We start from the raw sequence: 20,176 nt of genomic DNA on the forward strand, positions 1-20,176 counted from the left end.
TCAACGGAGCTAAAGCAGAAATGCCATCAGATCTGGATAAAATTCCCTACTTCACAATAAATAAGTTCATTTGGAAATGGAAATTTCATGACGGCGCAGATGGGTGCAAAATCGTTCCAAACATCGCGCTTTCCATGGATAAGCCTGCACCACCGCTTCCGATACTACAAAAACCGAAAGTAGCCGAACCCAAGCATGCATCCACCGAGCCAAAGCGCGACTCGCTTGACAAAATGGTTGATGGTTTGGAGAGGGTCGGCAAGTCGCTGGCACGCTTTCAAGCATGGCTCAATGCCCCCGATTCTCCCAAACCCACCATCGTGAAACTAAAAAGAGACGATTCCGTACCAGCGTTCGATATCCAGGAAATTCCCGCAACAATGCGCAAGATATACCTCCCGACATCTGCCGCACTGATGGAGCGATGGTTTTCCGGAAAATTAAATTACTCGCGCACCTCTTCGGACGAAGAGGTGGAAATCAATCAAGACGGACTATCATACCCCTCCGACATGTACGACATGTCTACCGTTAAATTGGATTGGGTTCTTCGTTTCCCCCGGGCAAAGCAGCAATTCGACCACCTGATCAATGAAGAAATTCGCTCACAAAAATCCATAAACCAACTCTACAAGCTGCTGCTCCCGTACAAAGACTGTGCAACGCGACTCTATACCGACGACATTTGCGGGAATGATCTTCGCAGCATCCACCGACGATTTCAATTTCAATACTCAAGAGTAGACAGCACGCTCGGGCAAAAAATTGGAACTCAACTGGATGCACAGCTTCGCAACAATGGTGTACCCGATGACTTATCCGGGGCGCTCGGTTCCTTTAATATATATGCAGCGCTCGGAAGTGCGCGCTTCTCATGGGATGTGGATTCGCGCCGAACGACAGCCGAAGTGACGGGACTGTGGGTGTATGTGAAAGACAACTATACATTTACCGACAAGTCAGGCGAGCGATCTCAATATTTAGGGCACTGGAGTAGCGACGGCGTCATCGTCGTCCCATACAGTGCAGCCGCTGCATTCTTGAACTCCGAGCATGTCCCATATGTCAAATACGCCGTCGCCAGGGGCAATCCATTCATCAAAGGGAATGTTTACTATCCTGTGGAGAACATCGATTTTAGAAGATGGTCTGAAATGCATGGCAGAGGTGGGGACTTTATCATCTACTCCGACAAAAAATACATTCCAATTTCCCCATTCATAAAAATTCGGCTATGATCAAACCCAACAAAAAATCATGACGAATTCTTCAAAAATTATCTTCTCATTGCTCTTTGCGGCACTGATCGGCATTTTTGCCTTTGACAGAACCCCTCAAGGGGAAGAATGTAGAAAATCGACATCTCCAGATGGAATATATATTGCCGACCTGTGCCTTTTAGCCTGGGTTCCGGGTGGAGATTCTCGGTACGTTGGCCGCGTATACCGCGCGCAAACCGGAAGGTTGCTAGCTCAGCACACATTTAACACACCTACTCCCGAAATTTCCTGGAATAGCTATAGCGATGCCTACGTGGCCTTTTCAAAAGGCGACGGCGGAGATGATTCTGTATATATACCGCTTCCGCCAGCGTTCATCGATCGGCTGCTAGCGGCACGTCCGCGCCTGTAAAAACCACTGTGGCAACCTGGTTGGCAGTCGTCACGCGGATGCAGACATGCTCTATAACCGGGCAATGGCCGTGCCATTCCCGGCCTGCAATCCTTTTCGTTTCTATTTCCCGATACAAAACCTGCTGAAAATCACCCCCAGCAGATCATCCGACGTAAACTCCCCGGTAATCGCATTGAGCTGCTCCTGCGCGAGCCGCAGCTCCTCGGCAAACAGATCGAGCGACTGAGCGCGTTGCTCCGCATGATCCGCCGCCTGTGCAAGATGTTCCTGCGCGGCCCGCAGCGCGATCAGATGCCGCTCGCGTGCGAGATACACGCCTTCCGCCCCCGCCTGCCACCCCGCAATCCGCAGCAGCTCGGCACGCAACATATCGATCCCGTCGCCGCGCTTCGCCGACAGGTGCACCTCGGTCAGATCGCCTTCCGCCGCCGGATGCTCGACGCACGCCGGCACGCCGGTCAGATCCGTCTTGTTCAGCACGCGCACCACCGGCACGCCGGCCGGAAACCGCGCGGCGATCGTCCCGTCGTCCGGCGTCATCCCCGTGCGCGAATCGAGCAGATGCAGCACGACATCCGCACGCTCGATCTCGCTCCACGTGCGTGCAATGCCGATCCGCTCGACTTCGTCTTCCGTCTCGCGCAACCCGGCCGTATCGATGATGTGCAGCGGAATCCCTTCGACCTGGATCGTCTGCGCGACCTTGTCGCGCGTCGTGCCGGCGATCGGCGTGACGATCGCCAGCTCGGCGCCCGCCAGCGCATTCAGCAGCGACGACTTGCCGACGTTCGGCTGCCCCGCCAGCACGACCGACAGCCCTTCACGCAACAGCGCCCCCTGCCGCGCGTCGCCGAGCACGTGTGCGAGTTGTTCGCGAATCCTCGCGAGCTTGCCGCGCGCGTCGGCCGCTTCGAGGAAGTCGATTTCCTCCTCCGGAAAATCGAGCGTCGCCTCAACCAGCATCCGCAGCGTGATCACGTCCTCGACGAGCGCATGGATCTGCCGCGAGAACGCGCCGTCGAGCGAACGCCCGGCCGAGCGCGCGGCCGCCTCGGTGCTCGCCTCGATCAGGTCGGCGACGGCCTCGGCCTGCGCAAGGTCGAGTTTGTCGTTCAGGAACGCGCGCCGCGTGAATTCGCCCGGCTCCGCGAGCCGCAGCCCGAAGTCGCGCCCTGCATCCAGGCAACGCTGCAGCAGCAACTGCATCACGATCGGCCCGCCATGCCCCTGCAGTTCGAGCACGTGCTCGCCGGTATACGAATGCGGCGCCGGGAAATACAGCGCGATCCCGCGGTCGAGCGGCGCGCCGTGCGCGTCGAGGAACGGCACGTAGCTCGCATGGCGCGGCGCGAGTGTCTGCCCGCACAACGCGTCGACCAGCGGCAGCGCGGCCGCCTCGCCGCCGCGCCCGAACGACACGCGGACGACGCCGATGCCGCCCCGGCCGGCAGCAGTGGCAATGGCGACGATCGGATCGGAATCGGTAGCGAGCATGGCAATCAGAGCAATCGGGTAATCAGCGAGTCAATGGTGCGCCCGCGCAACAGTTCGGGCAGAGGAACGCCGGCATTGTAGCGTGCGGGCTCATCAGCCACCGGCCGCGGCGCCCGATTCGGACTCGCCCGAATTTATCCCGCCGGGGATAAGCTAAGTATCAGTCCAGCGTGATGAGCCACCCGCCATTTCGGACAAGTATGTTTGCTGGAGCGGCTCGACACTGCGTCCCTCAATTTCATCCACCATCCTGATCCCGGTCGGGATTCGTCCGAATGAGATATGTTTATCTTATATGGTTGTCTGAAATGCGGCGATGAAATTGCACAATCTCCCCCATGCCGACATCCGAAGAAAAAGCCGCGTTCTCGGAACGCCTGAAATTCGCCCTGCGGCGCAGCCCGGAGAAGGTCACGGGCGCGACGGAGCTGGCGAACCGATTCAATCTGCGTCACCGCGGAACGCACCCCGTTTCGCCGCAAACCGCGCACAAATGGCTGACGGGCCGCACGATCCCGACGTCGGACAAACTCGAAACGCTGGCCGAATGGTTGCGCGTTGAAGTGCACTGGCTGCATTACGGGCCGTCGCCGAGCGTGGTCGAACATCCGACGCCGCAACCGCTGCCGCGCGACGAACGCTATCCGCCGACGCCCGAGACGATTGAACTCGCATCGAAGATCGAGGCGCTGTCTCCACACCAGCGCTACCTCGTTCAGGAACTCGTCGAGCAGTTCTACGGCGATCCGAAACTCGAAGCGAAGAAGGCCTGAGCGACAGCCACCGCACGCGCCGTCACCGTCACCGGGAAACAAAAAGCCGCATGGTCGCGAACCATGCGGCTTTTTTTGCGAGCATCGCAGGCGGCTGGCCGCCCGCGAATGCATCAAGCGTCAGGCCGGCTTCTTCTTGACGCCGCCGAGCTTGCGCGTGATGTAGTACTGCTGCGCGATCGACAGCACGTTGTTCACGACGTAGTACAGCACGAGGCCAGCCGGGAAGAAGAAGAACATCACCGAGAACGCGATCGGCATGAACTTCATCATCTTCGCCTGGACCGGGTCCGGCGGCGTCGGGTTCAGGCTCGTCTGCACGAACATCGACACGGCCATCAGCACCGGCAGGATGAAGAACGGATCGCGCTGCGACAGGTCGTGAATCCACAGAATCCACGGCGCGCCGCGCATTTCCACCGACGCGAGCAGCACCCAGTACAGCGAGATGAACACCGGGATCTGGATCACGACCGGCAGGCAGCCGCCGAACGGATTGACCTTCTCGGTCTTGTACAGCTCCATCAGCGCGGCGTTCATCTTCTGCGGATCGCTCTTGAAGCGTTCGCGCAGCGCCTGCATGCGCGGCGTGATTTCCTTCATGCGCGCCATCGACTTGTAGCTCGCAGCCGACAGCGGGAAGAACACGGCCTTGATCAGCACCGTCAGCAGCACGATCGCCCAGCCCCAGTTGCCGACGTAGCTGTGGATCTTCTCGAGCAGCCAGAACAGCGGCTTCGCGATGATCGTCACCCAACCGTAGTCCTTCACGAGCTCCAGGCCCGGCGCGATGCCTTCGAGCATGCGCTCTTCTTCCGGACCGGCGAACAGGCGCGCCTGCACGTCGGCCGACTGGCCCGGCGCGATCGCGGCGACCGGCTGCTTCACGCCGACGCGATACAGCGTCGGATCGATCTTTTCAGCGTAGATGTCGCGCTTCGCGCCCTGCTGCGGAATCCAGGCCGACGCGAAGTAGTGCTGCACCATCGCAACCCAGCCGTTGTCGGCGGCCTTCTCGAAGTTCGCCTTGTTCTTGTCGAGGTCGCTGAAGTCGATCTTCTGGAAGTGCTTCGCGTCCGTATAGACCGCCGGCCCGAGGAACGTATGCGAGAACATCGGCGTTTCGACGGCCGTGTTGTCGCGCACCAGTTCCATGTAGACCGTCGGCGTGACGGGCGCCGTGCCGACGTTGTCGATCTTGGTGTCGACGCCGATCACATAGCTGCCGCGCGTGAACGTGTAGGTCTTCACGACCTTCACGCCGCCCTTCACCGGCGATTCGAACGACAGCTTCAGCGTGTTCTGGTCGCCCGTCAACGACGTCGAGCCGGGGTTCAGCTGCGTGTAGACGTCGTTGTGGTTCGGGAAATCGCCGCCGAGCAGGCCCGTGCGTGCGAGATACGTGTGGCCGGCCGTGTGGTCGAACAGCGTGATGTACAGGTCGGGCTGCTTGCCGTCGCCCTGCTTCTTCAGCGTCAGCTTCGCGAGCGTGCCGCCGCGCGTGTCGATTTCGCCGTCGTACACGTCGGTCGAGAACTTCACGAGCTGCGCCTGCGCGGCCGGGGCCGTCGTCGACGGTGCGGCGCCGGCTGCGGCGGCCGGCACGTCACCTGCGGTCTTCGTCGCGCCCGTGCCCGATGCGCCGCCGGCAGCAGCCGGGGCCGTCTGCGTGGCGCTCGGGAAGAACATCGACGGGCGTCCATGGTCCCGCTGCCAGTTGTCGTACAGCATGACAGCTGACATGAAGAAGATCACCCATAGGACGGTGCGTTTGATATCCATGCGTTGTCTCAGAGTCGATGGGACCGCGCGTCGGCTTCGCCGCGAGCGCGAGTGTCGGAGTTGGGCGGCGGGACGAGGTCGACGCCGCCCGCGGAAAACGGGTGGCATCGGCACACGCGCCTGACGGCGAGATACGTGCCGCGCGCGGCGCCATGATACTGGATTGCCTCGCGCGCGTAATCCGAACAGGAAGGATAAAAACGGCAACGGTTGCCGAGCATCGGGCTCACGGCAACCTTGTAGAAGCGCAGCAAGGCGATCAATACCGTTTCCATACCTTGGGCGACGCCGTACGACGCCGCGTCAAAACCGGCCGGGCGGGCGCGAACGCCGCGCCGGGCACGGATGCGTCACTCGGACGCGGGCTTCGACGCGCGGCGCGCGATTTCCCGGACTGCCCTGTCGAGCAGTTCGCGGATCTCGGCCGCGCACATCGCCGCGAGCGGGGCGGAAGCCGCACTCGGCAGCGCTTTCTTGTCGAAGCGCGTGTGCTGCCGCAGCAGCAGGTCGTAACCGGCGAATTCGGCCCGGCGCAGGCGAAACTGATCGCGCGCCAGCCGCTTCACGAGGTTACGGGTAACCGCTCGCGGCGCATACTTCTTGCCGATGACGAGCCCCAGACGTGCAGGCTGACCGGTCGGCTTGCCGTAGATCACGAAGTGCGCGGAGCGCCGCCAGGGGCGCAAACGAAAAACGGATGAAAATTCATCCGTTTTCAGAAGTCGCGCAGCTTTCGGGAAGGCGGCTTTCGTCTGCGACGGATTCGCACCCGGCTCGACGGCACCTTCCGCAGGACTGCGGACGGCGGACACAGCGCGCAACCTGCCTTAGATGGCGAGGCGCTTGCGGCCCTTCGCGCGGCGAGCGTTGATGACCTTGCGGCCACCTGCCGTCTTCATGCGGACACGGAAGCCATGGGTGCGCTTGCGGCGCGTCACGGACGGTTGGTAAGTACGTTTCATGATGTTCTCACTTGTTCGAGAATGTCGAAATTCAGGGGACCGCGTGCCCTTAACCGGAGGCATTCGGGCGAACGCAATCGCCGGGAATACAGGATTGGTTTTCGCGGAACCCGCTATTTAAACCGTTTTTCCGTTGACGGTCAATACTTTACGAGTCGCTCGCCTGTGCCGGGCCGCTCCGATCCGGCCCCGCGACCCACAAACCCAGCCTGTGGATAAGTCCCGCTGTGGCCGCGTTTGGCGTTAGAATCTCGCCTTATCTCCAAGAATCCCGCACGCCGCTTCGGCTCGCGCCTGCCCCTCCACGACTGTGACGCAGGCGTCCGAGGCACGCTCGCACGACCGCTTCGGGCCTTGTTGCGCGACCGCGACAAGGGCGCCGGCGAGCCGCGCTGTGCACGCAAAAAACGACAGTTACTTGATGAACGATTTCTGGCAACACTGTTCCGCACTGCTGGAGCGCGAGCTAACGCCCCAGCAGTACGTGACGTGGATCAAACCCTTGGCCCCGGTGGCCTTCGATGCGTCGGCGAACACGCTGTCCATCGCCGCGCCGAACCGCTTCAAGCTGGACTGGGTCAAGAGCCAGTTTTCGGGCCGGATCAGCGATCTGGCCCGTGAATTCTGGAACACGCCGATCGAAGTCCAGTTCGTCCTCGATCCGAAGGCCGGCATGCGCAGCGCCCCCGCGGGCGCCGCGCCGGCCGCCCCGCGTGCGCCGCTGGCCCCGAGCGGCCCGGCGGCGACGGTCGCCGCGATCGCCGCCAACCTGACCGCGAATGCTTCCGCTGCGCCCGCCGCGCCGGCCGACGTGCCGATGACGCCGTCGGCGGCCGCCGCGCACCACCTGAACGCCGACGACGCCGACATCGACCTGCCGAGCCTGCCCGCGCACGAAGCGGCGGCCGGCCGCCGCACGTGGCGTCCGGGCCCCGGTGCCGCACCCGCGAACGGCGGCGAAGCCGATTCGATGTACGAACGTTCGAAGCTGAACCCCGTGCTCACGTTCGACAACTTCGTGACGGGCAAGGCGAACCAGCTCGCGCGCGCCGCCGCAATCCAGGTCGCGGACAACCCGGGCATCTCGTACAACCCGCTGTTCCTGTACGGCGGCGTCGGCCTCGGCAAGACCCACCTGATCCACGCGATCGGCAACCAGCTGCTGCTCGACAAGGCCGGCGCGCGAATCCGCTACATCCATGCCGAGCAATACGTGTCGGACGTAGTGAAGGCGTACCAGCGCAAGGCGTTCGACGACTTCAAGCGCTACTACCACTCGCTCGACCTGCTGCTGATCGACGATATCCAGTTCTTCTCCGGCAAGTCGCGCACGCAAGAGGAATTCTTCTACGCGTTCGAAGCGCTGGTCGCGAACAAGGCGCAGGTGATCATCACCAGCGACACGTATCCGAAGGAAATCTCGGGCATCGACGATCGCCTGATCTCGCGCTTCGACTCGGGCCTCACCGTCGCGATCGAGCCGCCCGAGCTGGAAATGCGCGTCGCGATCCTGATGCGCAAGGCGCAGTCGGAAGGCGTGAACCTGTCGGAAGACGTCGCGTTCTTCGTCGCGAAGCATCTGCGCTCGAACGTGCGCGAACTCGAAGGCGCGCTGCGCAAGATCCTCGCGTATTCGAAGTTCCACGGCCGCGAGATCTCGATCGAGCTGACCAAGGAAGCGCTGAAGGACCTGCTGACCGTGCAGAACCGGCAGATTTCGGTCGAGAACATCCAGAAGACCGTCGCCGACTTCTACAACATCAAGGTCGCCGACATGTATTCGAAGAAGCGCCCCGCGAACATCGCGCGGCCGCGGCAGATTGCGATGTACCTGGCGAAGGAACTCACGCAGAAGAGCCTGCCGGAAATCGGCGAGCTGTTCGGCGGGCGCGATCACACCACCGTGCTGCACGCGGTGCGCAAGATCGCCGACGAGCGAAGCAAGGACGCGCAGCTCAACCACGAGCTGCACGTGCTGGAACAGACGCTGAAGGGCTGAGCGCGCGCGCCGCGCTTGATAATTCGGCCTCCGCCCCAATTTAAGGGGGGCGGTTCGGTTTTGAGGCACAATACTGGTTTGACCGCCCCGGTGGTGGCGGGCCAAGAGCCCGGCCGGCGGGGCGCTGCGAGGCTGCTGCGCTGCAGGCCGTTACTCAACGAAGGAACTCTATGCAACTGGTCAAGACCGAACGAGACACCCTCCTCAGGCCGCTGCAAACGGTCAGCGGCATCGTCGAACGCCGCCATACGTTGCCGATCCTCGCCAACCTGCTGATCACCAAGAACGGCCCGGACGTTTCATTCCTGTCGACCGACCTGGAGCTGCAGATCACCACGCGCGCCGATTTCGGCGTCGGCGGCGACCAGGTCGCGACCACCGTCGCGGCGCGCAAGCTGCTCGACATCCTGCGTGCGATGCCTGACGGCCAGGTCACGCTGTCGCTCGCCGACAAGCGCCTCACCGTTCAATCCGGCAAGAGCCGTTTCGCACTGCAGACGCTGGCGGCCGACGAGTTCCCGACCGTCGCGCAGGCGAAGGATTTCGGCGCCACGCTCACCGTCCCGCAGAAGTCGTTCCGCCAGTTGCTCGGCATGGTGCACTTCGCGATGGCGCAGCAGGACATCCGCTACTACCTGAACGGCATGCTGCTCGTCGTCGACGGCGACCAGCTGATGGCCGTGGCCACCGACGGCCACCGCCTCGCGTTCTCGTCGATGAAGCTCGAAGGCGGCACGTTCGGCCGCCAGGAAGTCATCGTGCCGCGCAAGACGATTCTCGAGCTGCAGCGCCTGCTCGAAGACATCGACGACACCGTCACCATCGACATCGCGCAAACCCAGGCCAAGTTCACGTTCGGCCAAGTCGAGCTCGTGTCGAAACTCGTCGAGGGCAAGTTCCCCGACTTCCAGCGCGTGATCCCGAAGGCGCACAAGAACACGTTCGAGATCGGCCGTGAAGAGCTGCAGCGTTCGCTGCAGCGCGCGGCGATCCTGACCTCGGACAAGTTCAAGGGCGTGCGCTGCATCATCGCGCCGGGCCAGCTGAAGATCATGTCGACCAACGCCGATCAGGAAGAGGCGCAGGAAGAACTCGAAATCGCCTACCAGGGCGATACCGTCGACATCGGCTTCAACGTCACGTATCTGCTCGACGTGCTCGCGAACCTGAAGGTCGACACCGTGCAGGTGAGCCTCGGCGACGCCAGCTCGAGCGCGCTGATCACCGTGCCCGAGAACGACGAGTTCAAGTATGTCGTGATGCCGATGCGCATCTGACGCGCTCGACATCGCGACACACACCAGGGGGCGGCAAGCCCCTTTGGCGTTTTTATGGCGAACCGACAACCCGCCCTTTTGGTGCCTTTTCGGCACTTGGGGCGGGCCAGGAAACTGGAGCGGCCCGGCGATTTCTCGCTGAAACGCACCGCGCCGCCACGAGAGTGGCCCCGCAGAACCGGAAGATATCCATGAGTGAACAGCACAATTCGCAACCCGATAACAGCAGCTACGGCGCCTCGTCGATCCAGATCCTCGAAGGTCTGGAAGCGGTGCGCAAGCGCCCCGGGATGTACATCGGCGACACGTCGGACGGCACCGGTCTGCACCACCTCGTGTTCGAGGTGCTCGACAACTCGATCGACGAAGCGTTGGCCGGGTACTGCAACGACATCCACGTGACGATTCACGCCGACAACTCGATTTCCGTGACCGACAACGGCCGCGGGATTCCGACCGACGTGAAGATGAACGACAAGCACGAGCCGAAGCGCAGTGCGGCGGAAATCGTGATGACCGAGCTGCATGCCGGCGGCAAGTTCGACCAGAACAGCTACAAGGTGTCCGGTGGCCTGCACGGCGTGGGTGTGTCGTGCGTGAACGCGCTGTCGAGCTGGCTGCGCCTCACGGTGCGCCGTGACGGCAAGAAGCGGTTCATGGAGTTCCATCGCGGCGTGGCGCAGGATCGCGTGCTCGAGGTGGTCGATGGCGTGGAAGTGTCGCCGATGCTCGTGACCGGCGACACCGAGAACCGCGGCACCGAAGTGCACTTCATGGCCGATCCGACCATTTTCGGCACGGTCGAGTATCACTACGACATCCTCGCGAAGCGGATGCGCGAGCTTTCGTTCCTGAACAACGGTGTGCGGATTCGCCTCACCGATCTGCGTTCGGGCAAGGAAGACGATTTCGCGTTCGCCGGCGGTGTGAAGGGCTTCGTCGAGTACATCAACAAGACGAAGACCAACCTGCACCCGACGGTGTTCTTCGCCAACGGCGAGAAGGATGGCGTGGGCGTCGAAGTCGCGATGCAGTGGAACGACAGCTACAACGAAAACGTGCTGTGCTTCACGAACAACATTCCGCAGCGCGACGGCGGCACGCACCTGACCGGCCTGCGGGCCGCGATGACGCGCGTCATCAACAAGTACATCACCGACAACGAAATCGCGAAGAAGGCGAAGGTCGAGACGACCGGCGACGACATGCGCGAAGGGCTGTCGTGCGTGCTTTCCGTGAAGGTGCCGGAGCCGAAGTTCAGCTCGCAGACGAAGGACAAGCTGGTTTCTTCCGAGGTTCGTGCGCCGGTTGAAGAAGTTGTGGCGAAGGCGCTCGAAGAGTTCCTGCTGGAAACGCCGATCGACGCGAAGATCATCTGCGGGAAGATCGTTGAAGCCGCGCGTGCGCGTGATGCTGCGCGGAAGGCGCGTGAGATGACGCGCCGCAAGGGCGTGCTCGACGGCGTCGGCCTGCCGGGCAAGCTCGCGGACTGCCAGGAGAAAGACCCGGCGAAGTGCGAAATCTACATCGTCGAGGGTGACTCGGCAGGTGGCTCGGCGAAGCAAGGGCGTGACCGGAAGTTCCAGGCGATCCTGCCGCTGCGCGGCAAGGTGCTGAACGTCGAGAAGGCGCGCTACGACAAGCTGCTGTCGTCGGAGCAGATCGTCACGCTCGTGACCGCGCTTGGGTGCGGGATCGGCAAGGAAGACTACAACCTCGACAAGCTCCGCTATCACCGCATCATCATCATGACCGACGCGGACGTCGACGGTGCGCACATCCGGACGCTGCTGCTCACGTTCCTGTATCGCCAGATGCCGGACATGATCGAGCGCGGGTACGTGTATATCGCGCAGCCGCCTCTTTACAAAATCAAGGCGGGCAAGGACGAGCGGTATCTGAAGGACGACGTGGAGCTCAACGCGCACATGCTGCGGTTGGCGCTGCAAGGGTCGGAGCTGGTGCCGGGTGAGAATGCGGCGGCGATTTCGGGTGATGCGCTCGGGGAGCTGGCAAGGTCGTATCTGCTGTCGCAGAGCGTGATCGAGCGGTTGAGCCGGTTGTATGACCCGGCTGCGCTGGAAGCGGTCATGGATGGCGTGGTGATCGATCTTTCCAACGAGGAGTCGACCGAGGCTTCGGCTAAGGCCCTGCACGCTGCGTTGCATGATGAAGCGCTGAAGAACGAAGTGCGGGTTGTGCCTTCGTATGACGCGGTTCGCGAACAGCGGGCGCTGCATGTCGAACGCACGCATCACGGCAATGTGCGGGTCTCGGTCATCGACCAGGAATTCCAGCACACGGCGGATTATCAGCAGCTCGTGACCACCGCGAATACGTTCAAGGGGCTGATTGGGGAAGGGGCCGTCATCAAGCGCGGTGAGCGCAGCATGGCCGTGGCGGACTTCAAGAGCGCGATGAAGTGGCTGCTGGCGGATGCTGAGCGGAACGTCTCGAAACAACGCTATAAGGGGCTGGGGGAGATGAACCCCGAGCAGCTGTGGGAAACGACGATGGATCCGGCAGTGCGGCGTCTGCTGCGCGTGCAGATCGAAGACGCGATTGCGGCGGATGGGATCTTTACTACCCTCATGGGGGATGATGTCGAGCCGCGGCGGGCGTTTATTGAGTCGAACGCGTTGCGGGCGGGGAATATTGACGTTTGATTTCGCTTTCTGGCTGTCGGGCGCCAAAGTACGCGCGACTGGCACTATAGTTTCGCGACCGCGGGACCGGTTTTTTGCAACTGCACTAACTAAGCAAAAGAATCGGTCCTATTGTCAGTAAAACCCGACAGATAATTTAAAGGTTGCCGTCGCGACTGGGACCAGCACTTAGATGCAGCGCTGGAAAGCAGAAGTCGCGGGTCGGGTTGCGCAATCGCATGCACAAATAGTGATTCGCAATTCACAAGCTGAATATTAGTCAATCAAGCACCGACCAAGAATTTCATTCAAATTCAAAAAACCATGCCGCCCGAGTTGGCGGCATCTTTCCCATACGGCGGAATATGATCGTTCCCACATACCGGGCCATACGCATAAGCGTCGCAGCCTCGGGATTGATTGTGGAGATAGGCAACAATCTTAGAAGCCGAGTGTGCTCACTCAATTTTCATGAACTGAGTAAAGCACCAAATGATTGAGGCTGCGCCGTCGTTCGCGAGCGAGACAAGGAGTCATAGATCTCGTTCCGCGAATTTTTCGTAGTCAGGCCATCGTCAACAATTCCGTGTTCCAGCCTCGATCACCTAGCTGATATATACACGCTCGCGCAAAGGCAGAGAATGGAGCGCTACTCGTGATCTTCTGAGTTATAAGTTCAACACAACTGCTCAATTCTTGCTGATCTTCGTCCGATAGATCACCATTCTCTGCCTGCCGAGTAAACAGTTTATCCGCCCTATCAGAAAGATTTTTTAAAGCCACCTGAATATCTTTTCGATCGCGAATTAACGAACCTTCATTTAAATGAAACAAGACAATCGAGCACTCCGCTCGCTGATGGTTGCGCTTGTTAGTTTCCACGGTATATTTCGAGACAATTTTTCCGGCTTCGACGGCGTAGCTTAGCAGCCAAACATCTGCCGCACGGCAAGGGTCTATGAGTTCTGGTTCCTCTCTCGATATATCTGCTGGAGCTACGTCAGGCACCCGAGCTTTTTCATCAAGTAGAGGAAAATAGCAGCCTTTACCTTGAACATCCCCCTGACGCACATCTCTCCGTCGTTTGTTTATTAGTGAATATGCGAGTCTGAAGTTTTTCCATTCAAACCCGAGCCACCAATAACCTCGATGCGGAGGTGCCACCCCGGTGACTCTCGACTTCGGTCGAAAATGATCGATCTCGAGTTCGGAGGGCGAAATTCGCTTTTCCGAATACCAACATTTATCTGAAGATAATTTGCAAAGATGCTCCTTGAGCTTTGACCAAAGCGCATTATCAGCAAAAAATTTTCCCCGCTCGTCCGGCGATAACTTCTTTAGCTCTTCCAGTGCTGCTTCGGTTTCGGCATACCAACTGTCTGGAATAAGCGCAAGGAGATCGTCCTGTCTTATGTATCTCATAATTGCCTATTTATTTTTAATTTGGCTCAATATTTTTTTTGCAAGCTCGCGGCGACGCTCAACAGCATCTGGTGTTAACACTGTTGCACCAATCTCTGGATCTGAATTTTCCAAGTCCGTCATCGCCCTAACGAAATCTTTATAAAGCGGATCGCGGACCTCATTTGAGAAATCTAACTCCCCGATTTCCTTATTCAATTCCGCCAAGCGCTCTTCATCCTTCGGCGACCTGTATTCAAGGCTTCCAAGCCGCCTTTTTTCGTCAAGCAAATCCGTAGTTTCTCGATCCAGAGCCATGCGCAATCCGAAAAATTCACTTGTCAAAATCGCCGAAAATCCCATCCCTTTAGGATCTGACGCGGGGTGCTCAGCATAAATTTCAGCGTCAATTTCTCGCTTCTGAAGGAGAATTACCTCATTTTTCTTTAACCCTGCAAAAACGAGAGGACTGTGTGTCGTCATAATGATTTGACTGTTGTTCAGCCCGCCACCATAATTCGTCAAAATATCGAGATAATCAAGACACCAAGCGGGATTGAGATGTGTATCCGGCTCATCAAGTAAAAAAAGTGACTCATCTTGATTTGTAAAGCGCAACAATCCAAGAACTGTAAGAAGTTGTTGCTCGCCTTCGCTCAGATCATCAAAACTAAGCAGCGAATTCTGATTTTCGACATGAAATCTGATCTTCACCTCTCTGAGAAGATCACTCATAACGGTACTTTCAAGTCGCTTAAAAAATTCCTTTTGATCTATATCATGTGCAATAGCGATGAGATCTTCATGGGATTTTATGTAACAGTAGCGATGTTCTTTGGTTTTTGTACGACGAATTCCAACAGGAACCTTCTCCGTTGTCTCCATGGGTGCGAGGGCTTGGTCGTGCAACTTCCCTAGAAACGTCTTTACGGTACCTGCTGCCCACCAATAGCGCTCGTCTCCCCGAGCCCTGACCTCTGGAGAAGGCTCCTTCTTGTACCAATATGGCTCATTGAGCGCAAATAAAACCGATTCAAGTCCGGTAATGCCGAATTGAGATTTGAGAAATTTATCAATTTCCGGATCACGTTTTGAATAAAAAGCAAGAAGGACAAACTGACTATGCCAGTCCTCCGCCAAAAACAGTGGTCGAATCGTGTCCTCTTCCCCAGCTATTAGCTGATCTCGATATATTTCTGTGTGCTGCGAGAAAAGATTTCGGAATCGCGAAGATGCACCAGAATAATAGCCAAAGACATGCTTCGGTAGTAATCTAGTTGAGTCATTTAATCTATAAAATGCAGATTCACTAATAGACTCCACTGCATCAATATCGATGTCGCCTTGTGCGGCAACTTTGAACGAAATAGCAATCTTGTCAGCCTTGTCCTTCGTACGTGTAGCTTCCACCTGGATGACGTGACCGCTGCAGGAGTATTGAATTTTGTACTCAAAATCGGGACGTTCACGCAAATCCAACTGACGGAAAATTCGCGTCAGCGCTTCGAGTAGATTTGTCTTTCCGACACCGTTCCGCCCTATCAGCACGGTCCGGGGACTATCTTCATCGAAATCTATCTCAAAATTAGATAGATTTCGGAAATCTTTCAGGTAAAGTTTATCGACTCGCATCGTCGTTTACAAGGAGTTTAACTTCTCGAATCCCATTTCGGACCTCTGAAATTCGGCCCTTCTTTACCTCGCCAGCCAATTCCTGATAAAAACTCTCGATCGTAGATGTTGCATATCGAGATCGTTGCAATAAATCGAATGGCGACAGGCCTTCCGGGTGATCTAAAAGAATTGAGAAGAGATCATTTTCATTCATCTCGGAGGTTCTTCCACTCGTTCGATGGGCCTTCGAATTTTTATTCTCCTCAGCGACAATAGTCCGCTGAGCCGTGGTCGATTCAAAAAAGCTAGCAATCACCGCATTCCATTCTGTGGAAAACAAGGGAATACGGACATTCGTGGCGAATATTCGAGATACAACATTTCGGCGAAAATATTGCAGCCGCTGAAGAGTCCGCTCTACGTTATTTGATGTTTGCCTAACTCTTTCAAGATGCTTTTCTTGTAAATCCAAAGTTTCATTGATCATTGAGGCGGGTGGAATTGCGATTGCCGCCTTCCCAAGAGACTCTAGGTTGAGAGTTTTTCTTGCAACTTCGCGGGAGGAAGATTGCATCCAAAACTGTAACCTCGGCGCCATTAACGCATTTGCGATCCACTCAGAAGGCATCAATGGATTGACAGTCAGTTTGGCAATTGCGCGCGCAATATTTGCCCCAACCATCTCGGGAGGCACTATTGCGACACGACCAATTGTCCCAACAATCGACACAAGGACTTCTCCTCCTTTTAGACGAGAACGAGCATGCGCCTCGTCGATGTCGAATGCAATGCGTCGTAGTTTACCAGGGCGGATAGCATCATTTTGAAGGTCGTTTACACGAACCATCGGTACGCCTTCCGAACTTTCGTCTCCTGGTTGTACAACTCCATAGCAAAGCGGGGATGTGGCAAGTGTCAACTGCTCGACACTTGCCCAAACCCAACCAGCAGGAAGCTGCGGCAATCCATCAATCGGGGGCGGACTGGGGATCGGATATTTCTTCTTCCAGTCTTCGCCCTTCAGAGCGCGTCCTGATTTTTCAGACAATGCAATTTGTTCAGTTTCCCAATCCCTGCGCCGAAAATCCAATAACTGAGCCAAGAGTGCTCCGCCGTCGAGTTCAGCGCTGCCGGTTTCCTTGCGAGTAAATTCGTTAGCTCCATCACTAGCGCGCAAGACGGCCTCTCGATGAATACCGCTCAGCGCTAATACTTGCCTGAATCGCTCTTCAACAGAGTAAGCACGCACTCTGAGAATAGTACAAGCTCGACCAATCTGCTGCTGGTCTGGTATTGAAAAAGCCGGAACCGGAGCGTCAAGGAGATCTGTCGTGCGAAGTCTGGGCATTCTGGCCCCAGACACCAACCCCTCTACATGAGCGAGATGGAGGGTGCTCAGAAGATACTCTCTAAGAAACTCTGCGCTAATACCAGACTTTGGGCGTAATGGTATGATTTCAGTACTGCAGATCCCATCAAAAGAGGCTATCGCGACTTTTTGGAGGTAGGGTCTCAATCGACCGTACAGTACATCCCCTTTCTTAAATTCAAATTTAGCACTCGCTATCTTTCGCCCCTGCACGGGCAGGTTCTCTACTATACGTCCCGTTTCTTGTTCAATATTCTCCATCGCCACATAGAAAAACATTGCATCTGGAGTTTCCTCCGGATGCACGATTTTGCTGGCGACGGTTACAAGATCGCGTAGCTTAAGTTGATCTTGAGGCGAAAAACTCATTTCCAACTGATTGATCACGAAATAACCCCACCATCGATAGGCATTGACTGCTCAATGAGCGCATCGAGCTCGTCCAATGCACTTTCAAGCAGAGCGCGCATCTCAAAGACGATTTCATCAGGGTCTGTATTTTCGGAAACATCGTCGTTATATTGATCTTGGGCTTTCCAACTAATATCAAGATTTAAGTTACGCTGCAGCAATTGGTTAATAGTAAAGAAGCGGAATCGGTCATCAGCCGCCCCGTGAACTCGAGGCGATTGGCCGTACACGTCGGTTCCGAAAGCCTCTTCGAATGCGGCAAAATGCTCTCGTTCGAGGGGGGTTCGCTTCCCAAATACAGGAACGTTCGTCCTCATATCGTAAATCCATGTCCCTTTTGTGTTGCCCTTGGAAGACTTTTCACCTTTTGTAAAAAACAAAACATTTGTCTTGACGTTAGCGTAAAAAATTCCATCTGGCAAACGAAGGATCGTGTGCACATCGCATTTTTCAAACAACTCGGATCGCACCTGATAACCAGCATTTTCTTCGAAAAGAACGTTATCGGGAACTACCACCGCAGCACGCCCTCTCGGCTTTAATCGGAGAATCACGTGTTGCAAAAAGGAAAGCTGCTTATTTGACGTGAGAGTTAAAAGATCAGTTCTAGTGGGTAATCCACCACCTCGCTTATTTCCAAAAGGAGGATTTGTCAAAATTACATCGGCGGCAGTTAACTGTTCCGCCCCCTCCTTCGACAGAGAATCTCCAAGTATGAAGTCTCCTTTCATGCCGTGAAGAATTGCATTCATCAACAGGAGACGATGAGTATCTTGAACTAGCTCACAAGCTTGAAATTTGGCGGCTTTGGAGTTTTTTGCTGAATTTTCATGTACAAAGTTACTGGCCACCACCAGAAAACCTCCGGTACCGGCAGCTGGATCCTGGATTAATTCCCCTGCCTGGGGTTTAACGAGACTGACGATCGACTCAATTAACGCACGAGGGGTGAAATACTGCCCTGCACCGCTCTTTTTTTCGGCAGCATTTTTTTGCAGCAACCCTTCATATAGATCACCGAGACCTTCTTTCTTCGCGTTGAACCAGTCCAATGAATCGAGTTTATCAACGAGAGCGTTCAGATTATCCGCATGGCGTAGCAATGACGTCGGGTTTGCGAAGATTGTCCTTACCTGCGGTGTTCCATGGGTTCCGAGCATTACGAGTTGCTCACGATAGAAATCGAACTGTGCTTGGCCACGCTTCGCAGTGAGATCCTTCCATCGATATCCTTCTGCCAGCTCGTGGTCTCTCCCCGTTTCCTCGGCCATCTTCAAAAAGAGCAAGTAACTAAGCTCGCTCAAATATTGATGATAAGTAATTCCGTCATCTCGCAGAATATTGCAGAGACCCCAGAGTTTTTGAACAATATCGTTGTTACTCATCGATTTTTTCGCTGAAAAAGTGGCTTGTCACGGTGTGACGTGAGATTAGGAGGATTCTCTCACGCCCCGTGTTCGCCGGTAAGCCTTTGCGATGGAAAGCCTGTCGAGCCAGATCTACGTTGCCGACAGGGCAGCGAGGCTTGAGTACTCGCGAGAGAAGTGATCCTGCACTGACGGACAGCTGGGGATGCGCGCCAGCGTAGGCAGGCGATGGAACACGCCTGCCGCTCCGAAGGAAAGAACGCAGTAACCTTACCCGATATCGCTAAAGCCGCACGAGAATTGGCCAATCGGCGAGGATCCCGATTCGATGAGCTCTCCGTCGCGGTGTGAGGTTTCGAAAAAGCGCACTCAACGCCGGGGTTAGCAGAGCGACTGATGCTTCTGTACGCTGTCTTCGCCGAGAGGCGTCTAGTGCTAATTGGCGCCTATGGCCAGGTGAATCGGGCACCTCCAAGCAGGGCGCTATAGCGTCGTGAAGAGCGATCCCACGACGGTGGGCGATTCGATGCAGGGCAGCGACAACAACGGCCTGATCAGCGCCCGCGAGCAGACTCACTACGGCGATCCGATCTCGTGCCTATGCGCAGGGTAGTAGGCAAGACAGCGTGTAATGGACCACACGCCCTCGCTACCGGACCAGACGGCCGGGCACTGATAGTCCAGCGATACCTAGATCTATGCTGTACCTTCGTTCAACCAAAAACTCAAAAAACTATGCCGATTGGCCACTCGTTGAGTTTTCCATATTTCGAGATGACCAGTTGGGTACACTCAACTTGCATCACCGCAAAAGCGCGGGCCGCATGGGCTGCCACCCATACGACCCGCTGACCACAACCAACTCACCTCAGGAGTCGGAAATGGCTAAGGCCAATCATAAGTCACGTACCCCCGTAACGGAACGCTTCGTCACTGTTCAAGAGTCAGCGCGCCATCATTCCTTGTCTAGGGTTCTCCGTGCCATCAGGGCGCACCGGAAACTGAACACGACGTACTTCCCGTGGATCAAATTGGCTGGAGTATGGCTTGAAGACGCGGGATTCGAGGCAGGAGAACGCGTCCGGATTACCGTCGAGGACAAGCGACTCATCATCACGCCGATTTGATCGCCGCACTGCCGATGGTCGGCGTCGCAAGTCACTATCCGTCTGGAAGCTCGGTACCCGATGCTCCATACCGTTAGTAACTGTGACAAGCGACGATCGTTCTGAGACAGCAGTGAGCCAGTCACTCAGGTCCGCTGCCGTGTAGCTATTCGGCACGAGGTGTGATCTACGCCGGGCACACCACACATTTCCGCCGCGCCAATGCAAAAACCCCCGCCTTGTCGGGCGAGGGTTCTTGGCTTAGGGAGCCTGACGATTACCTACTTTCACACGGGAATCCGCACTATCATCGGCGTAGAGTCGTTTCACGGTCCTGTTCG

The 20,176-nt window shown here is 57.0% G+C and carries 16 protein-coding genes; 7 read left to right on the forward strand and 9 right to left on the reverse strand.

Annotated elements, in window-relative coordinates; genetic code table 11:
- The first annotated feature begins 20 nt into the window (after positions 1–20).
- Both J8I35_RS25710 and J8I35_RS25715 read left to right on the forward strand, forming a co-directional pair.
- Entirely contained in the window at positions 21–1,238 is a 1,218-nt protein-coding gene (locus tag J8I35_RS25710; protein ID WP_209927610.1) for a DUF6402 family protein, read from the forward strand.
- A 19-nt stretch (positions 1,239–1,257) separates the two neighbouring features.
- On the forward strand, positions 1,258–1,632 hold the full coding sequence (locus tag J8I35_RS25715; protein ID WP_209927612.1) for a hypothetical protein: 375 nt from the start codon (positions 1,258–1,260) through the stop codon (positions 1,630–1,632).
- Positions 1,633–1,734: 102 nt separating this feature from the next.
- Here J8I35_RS25715 and mnmE read toward each other — a convergent pair whose 3' ends face one another.
- Entirely contained in the window at positions 1,735–3,129 is a 1,395-nt protein-coding gene (gene mnmE / locus J8I35_RS25720; RefSeq protein ID WP_176016688.1) for a tRNA uridine-5-carboxymethylaminomethyl(34) synthesis GTPase MnmE, read from the reverse strand.
- A 338-nt stretch (positions 3,130–3,467) separates the two neighbouring features.
- On the opposite strand from mnmE, the gene J8I35_RS25725 reads away from it, so the two are divergent.
- Positions 3,468–3,902 carry a transcriptional regulator gene (locus J8I35_RS25725; protein ID WP_050018236.1) on the forward strand — a complete coding sequence of 145 codons (435 nt, stop codon included), beginning with the start codon at positions 3,468–3,470 and terminating at the stop codon, positions 3,900–3,902.
- 120 nt (positions 3,903–4,022) lie between these two features.
- On the opposite strand, the gene yidC is transcribed toward J8I35_RS25725, so the two are convergent.
- The 4 genes from yidC to rpmH form a co-directional block, all read right to left on the reverse strand.
- A complete protein-coding gene (gene yidC, locus J8I35_RS25730) occupies positions 4,023–5,684 on the reverse strand; it encodes a membrane protein insertase YidC (protein ID WP_050018235.1) in 1,662 nt (553 codons plus the stop codon).
- Between the two features lie 8 nt (positions 5,685–5,692).
- A complete protein-coding gene (gene yidD / locus J8I35_RS25735) occupies positions 5,693–5,959 on the reverse strand; it encodes a membrane protein insertion efficiency factor YidD (protein WP_040142602.1) in 267 nt (88 codons plus the stop codon).
- Between the two features lie 75 nt (positions 5,960–6,034).
- Positions 6,035–6,496 carry a ribonuclease P protein component gene (gene rnpA / locus J8I35_RS25740; RefSeq protein WP_006489941.1) on the reverse strand — a complete coding sequence of 154 codons (462 nt, stop codon included), beginning with the start codon at positions 6,494–6,496 and terminating at the stop codon, positions 6,035–6,037.
- 15 nt (positions 6,497–6,511) lie between these two features.
- Positions 6,512–6,646, reverse strand: coding sequence for a 50S ribosomal protein L34 (gene rpmH, locus J8I35_RS25745; RefSeq protein ID WP_004198824.1), 135 nt, complete (start codon positions 6,644–6,646; stop codon positions 6,512–6,514).
- Between the two features lie 421 nt (positions 6,647–7,067).
- On the opposite strand from rpmH, the gene dnaA reads away from it, so the two are divergent.
- The 3 genes from dnaA to gyrB all read left to right on the forward strand — a co-directional run bounded on the left by dnaA (position 7,068) and on the right by gyrB (position 12,588).
- Positions 7,068–8,645 carry a chromosomal replication initiator protein DnaA gene (gene dnaA, locus J8I35_RS25750; protein ID WP_221622881.1) on the forward strand — a complete coding sequence of 526 codons (1,578 nt, stop codon included), beginning with the start codon at positions 7,068–7,070 and terminating at the stop codon, positions 8,643–8,645.
- 170 nt (positions 8,646–8,815) lie between these two features.
- Positions 8,816–9,922 (forward strand): DNA polymerase III subunit beta, encoded by a 1,107-nt coding sequence (gene dnaN, locus J8I35_RS25755; RefSeq protein WP_006756934.1) that lies wholly within the window; start codon positions 8,816–8,818, stop codon positions 9,920–9,922.
- A 191-nt stretch (positions 9,923–10,113) separates the two neighbouring features.
- Positions 10,114–12,588 carry a DNA topoisomerase (ATP-hydrolyzing) subunit B gene (gene gyrB / locus J8I35_RS25760; protein ID WP_060314023.1) on the forward strand — a complete coding sequence of 825 codons (2,475 nt, stop codon included), beginning with the start codon at positions 10,114–10,116 and terminating at the stop codon, positions 12,586–12,588.
- 543 nt (positions 12,589–13,131) lie between these two features.
- Here the strand turns inward: gyrB and J8I35_RS25765 are convergent.
- Genes J8I35_RS25765 through J8I35_RS25780 form a run of 4 tightly spaced genes read right to left on the reverse strand, consistent with a single transcriptional unit; the run spans position 13,132 to position 18,747 of the window.
- Entirely contained in the window at positions 13,132–13,989 is an 858-nt protein-coding gene (locus J8I35_RS25765; protein ID WP_209927614.1) for a hypothetical protein, read from the reverse strand.
- 6 nt (positions 13,990–13,995) lie between these two features.
- Positions 13,996–15,600 (reverse strand): AAA family ATPase, encoded by a 1,605-nt coding sequence (locus J8I35_RS25770; protein ID WP_209927616.1) that lies wholly within the window; start codon positions 15,598–15,600, stop codon positions 13,996–13,998.
- A complete protein-coding gene (locus tag J8I35_RS34880) occupies positions 15,587–17,338 on the reverse strand; it encodes a restriction endonuclease subunit S (protein WP_209927618.1) in 1,752 nt (583 codons plus the stop codon). Before J8I35_RS34880 ends, J8I35_RS25770 begins: the two co-directional genes overlap by 14 nt.
- Complete coding sequence (locus J8I35_RS25780; protein WP_209927620.1) at positions 17,335–18,747, reverse strand: N-6 DNA methylase; 1,413 nt, start codon at positions 18,745–18,747, stop codon at positions 17,335–17,337. The genes J8I35_RS34880 and J8I35_RS25780 overlap by 4 nt, the downstream gene beginning before the upstream one ends.
- An 863-nt stretch (positions 18,748–19,610) precedes the next feature.
- Between J8I35_RS25780 and J8I35_RS25785 the strand changes: the two genes are divergently transcribed.
- Positions 19,611–19,856, forward strand: a complete 246-nt coding sequence (locus J8I35_RS25785; RefSeq protein WP_209927625.1) for a SymE family type I addiction module toxin — start codon at positions 19,611–19,613, stop codon at positions 19,854–19,856.
- Positions 19,857–20,176: the final 320 nt, after the last annotated feature.

The sequence above is a fragment of the Burkholderia sp. CpTa8-5 genome (assembly GCF_017815045.1).
In the GTDB taxonomy this organism is placed as follows: Bacteria; Pseudomonadota; Gammaproteobacteria; order Burkholderiales; family Burkholderiaceae; genus Burkholderia; species Burkholderia sola.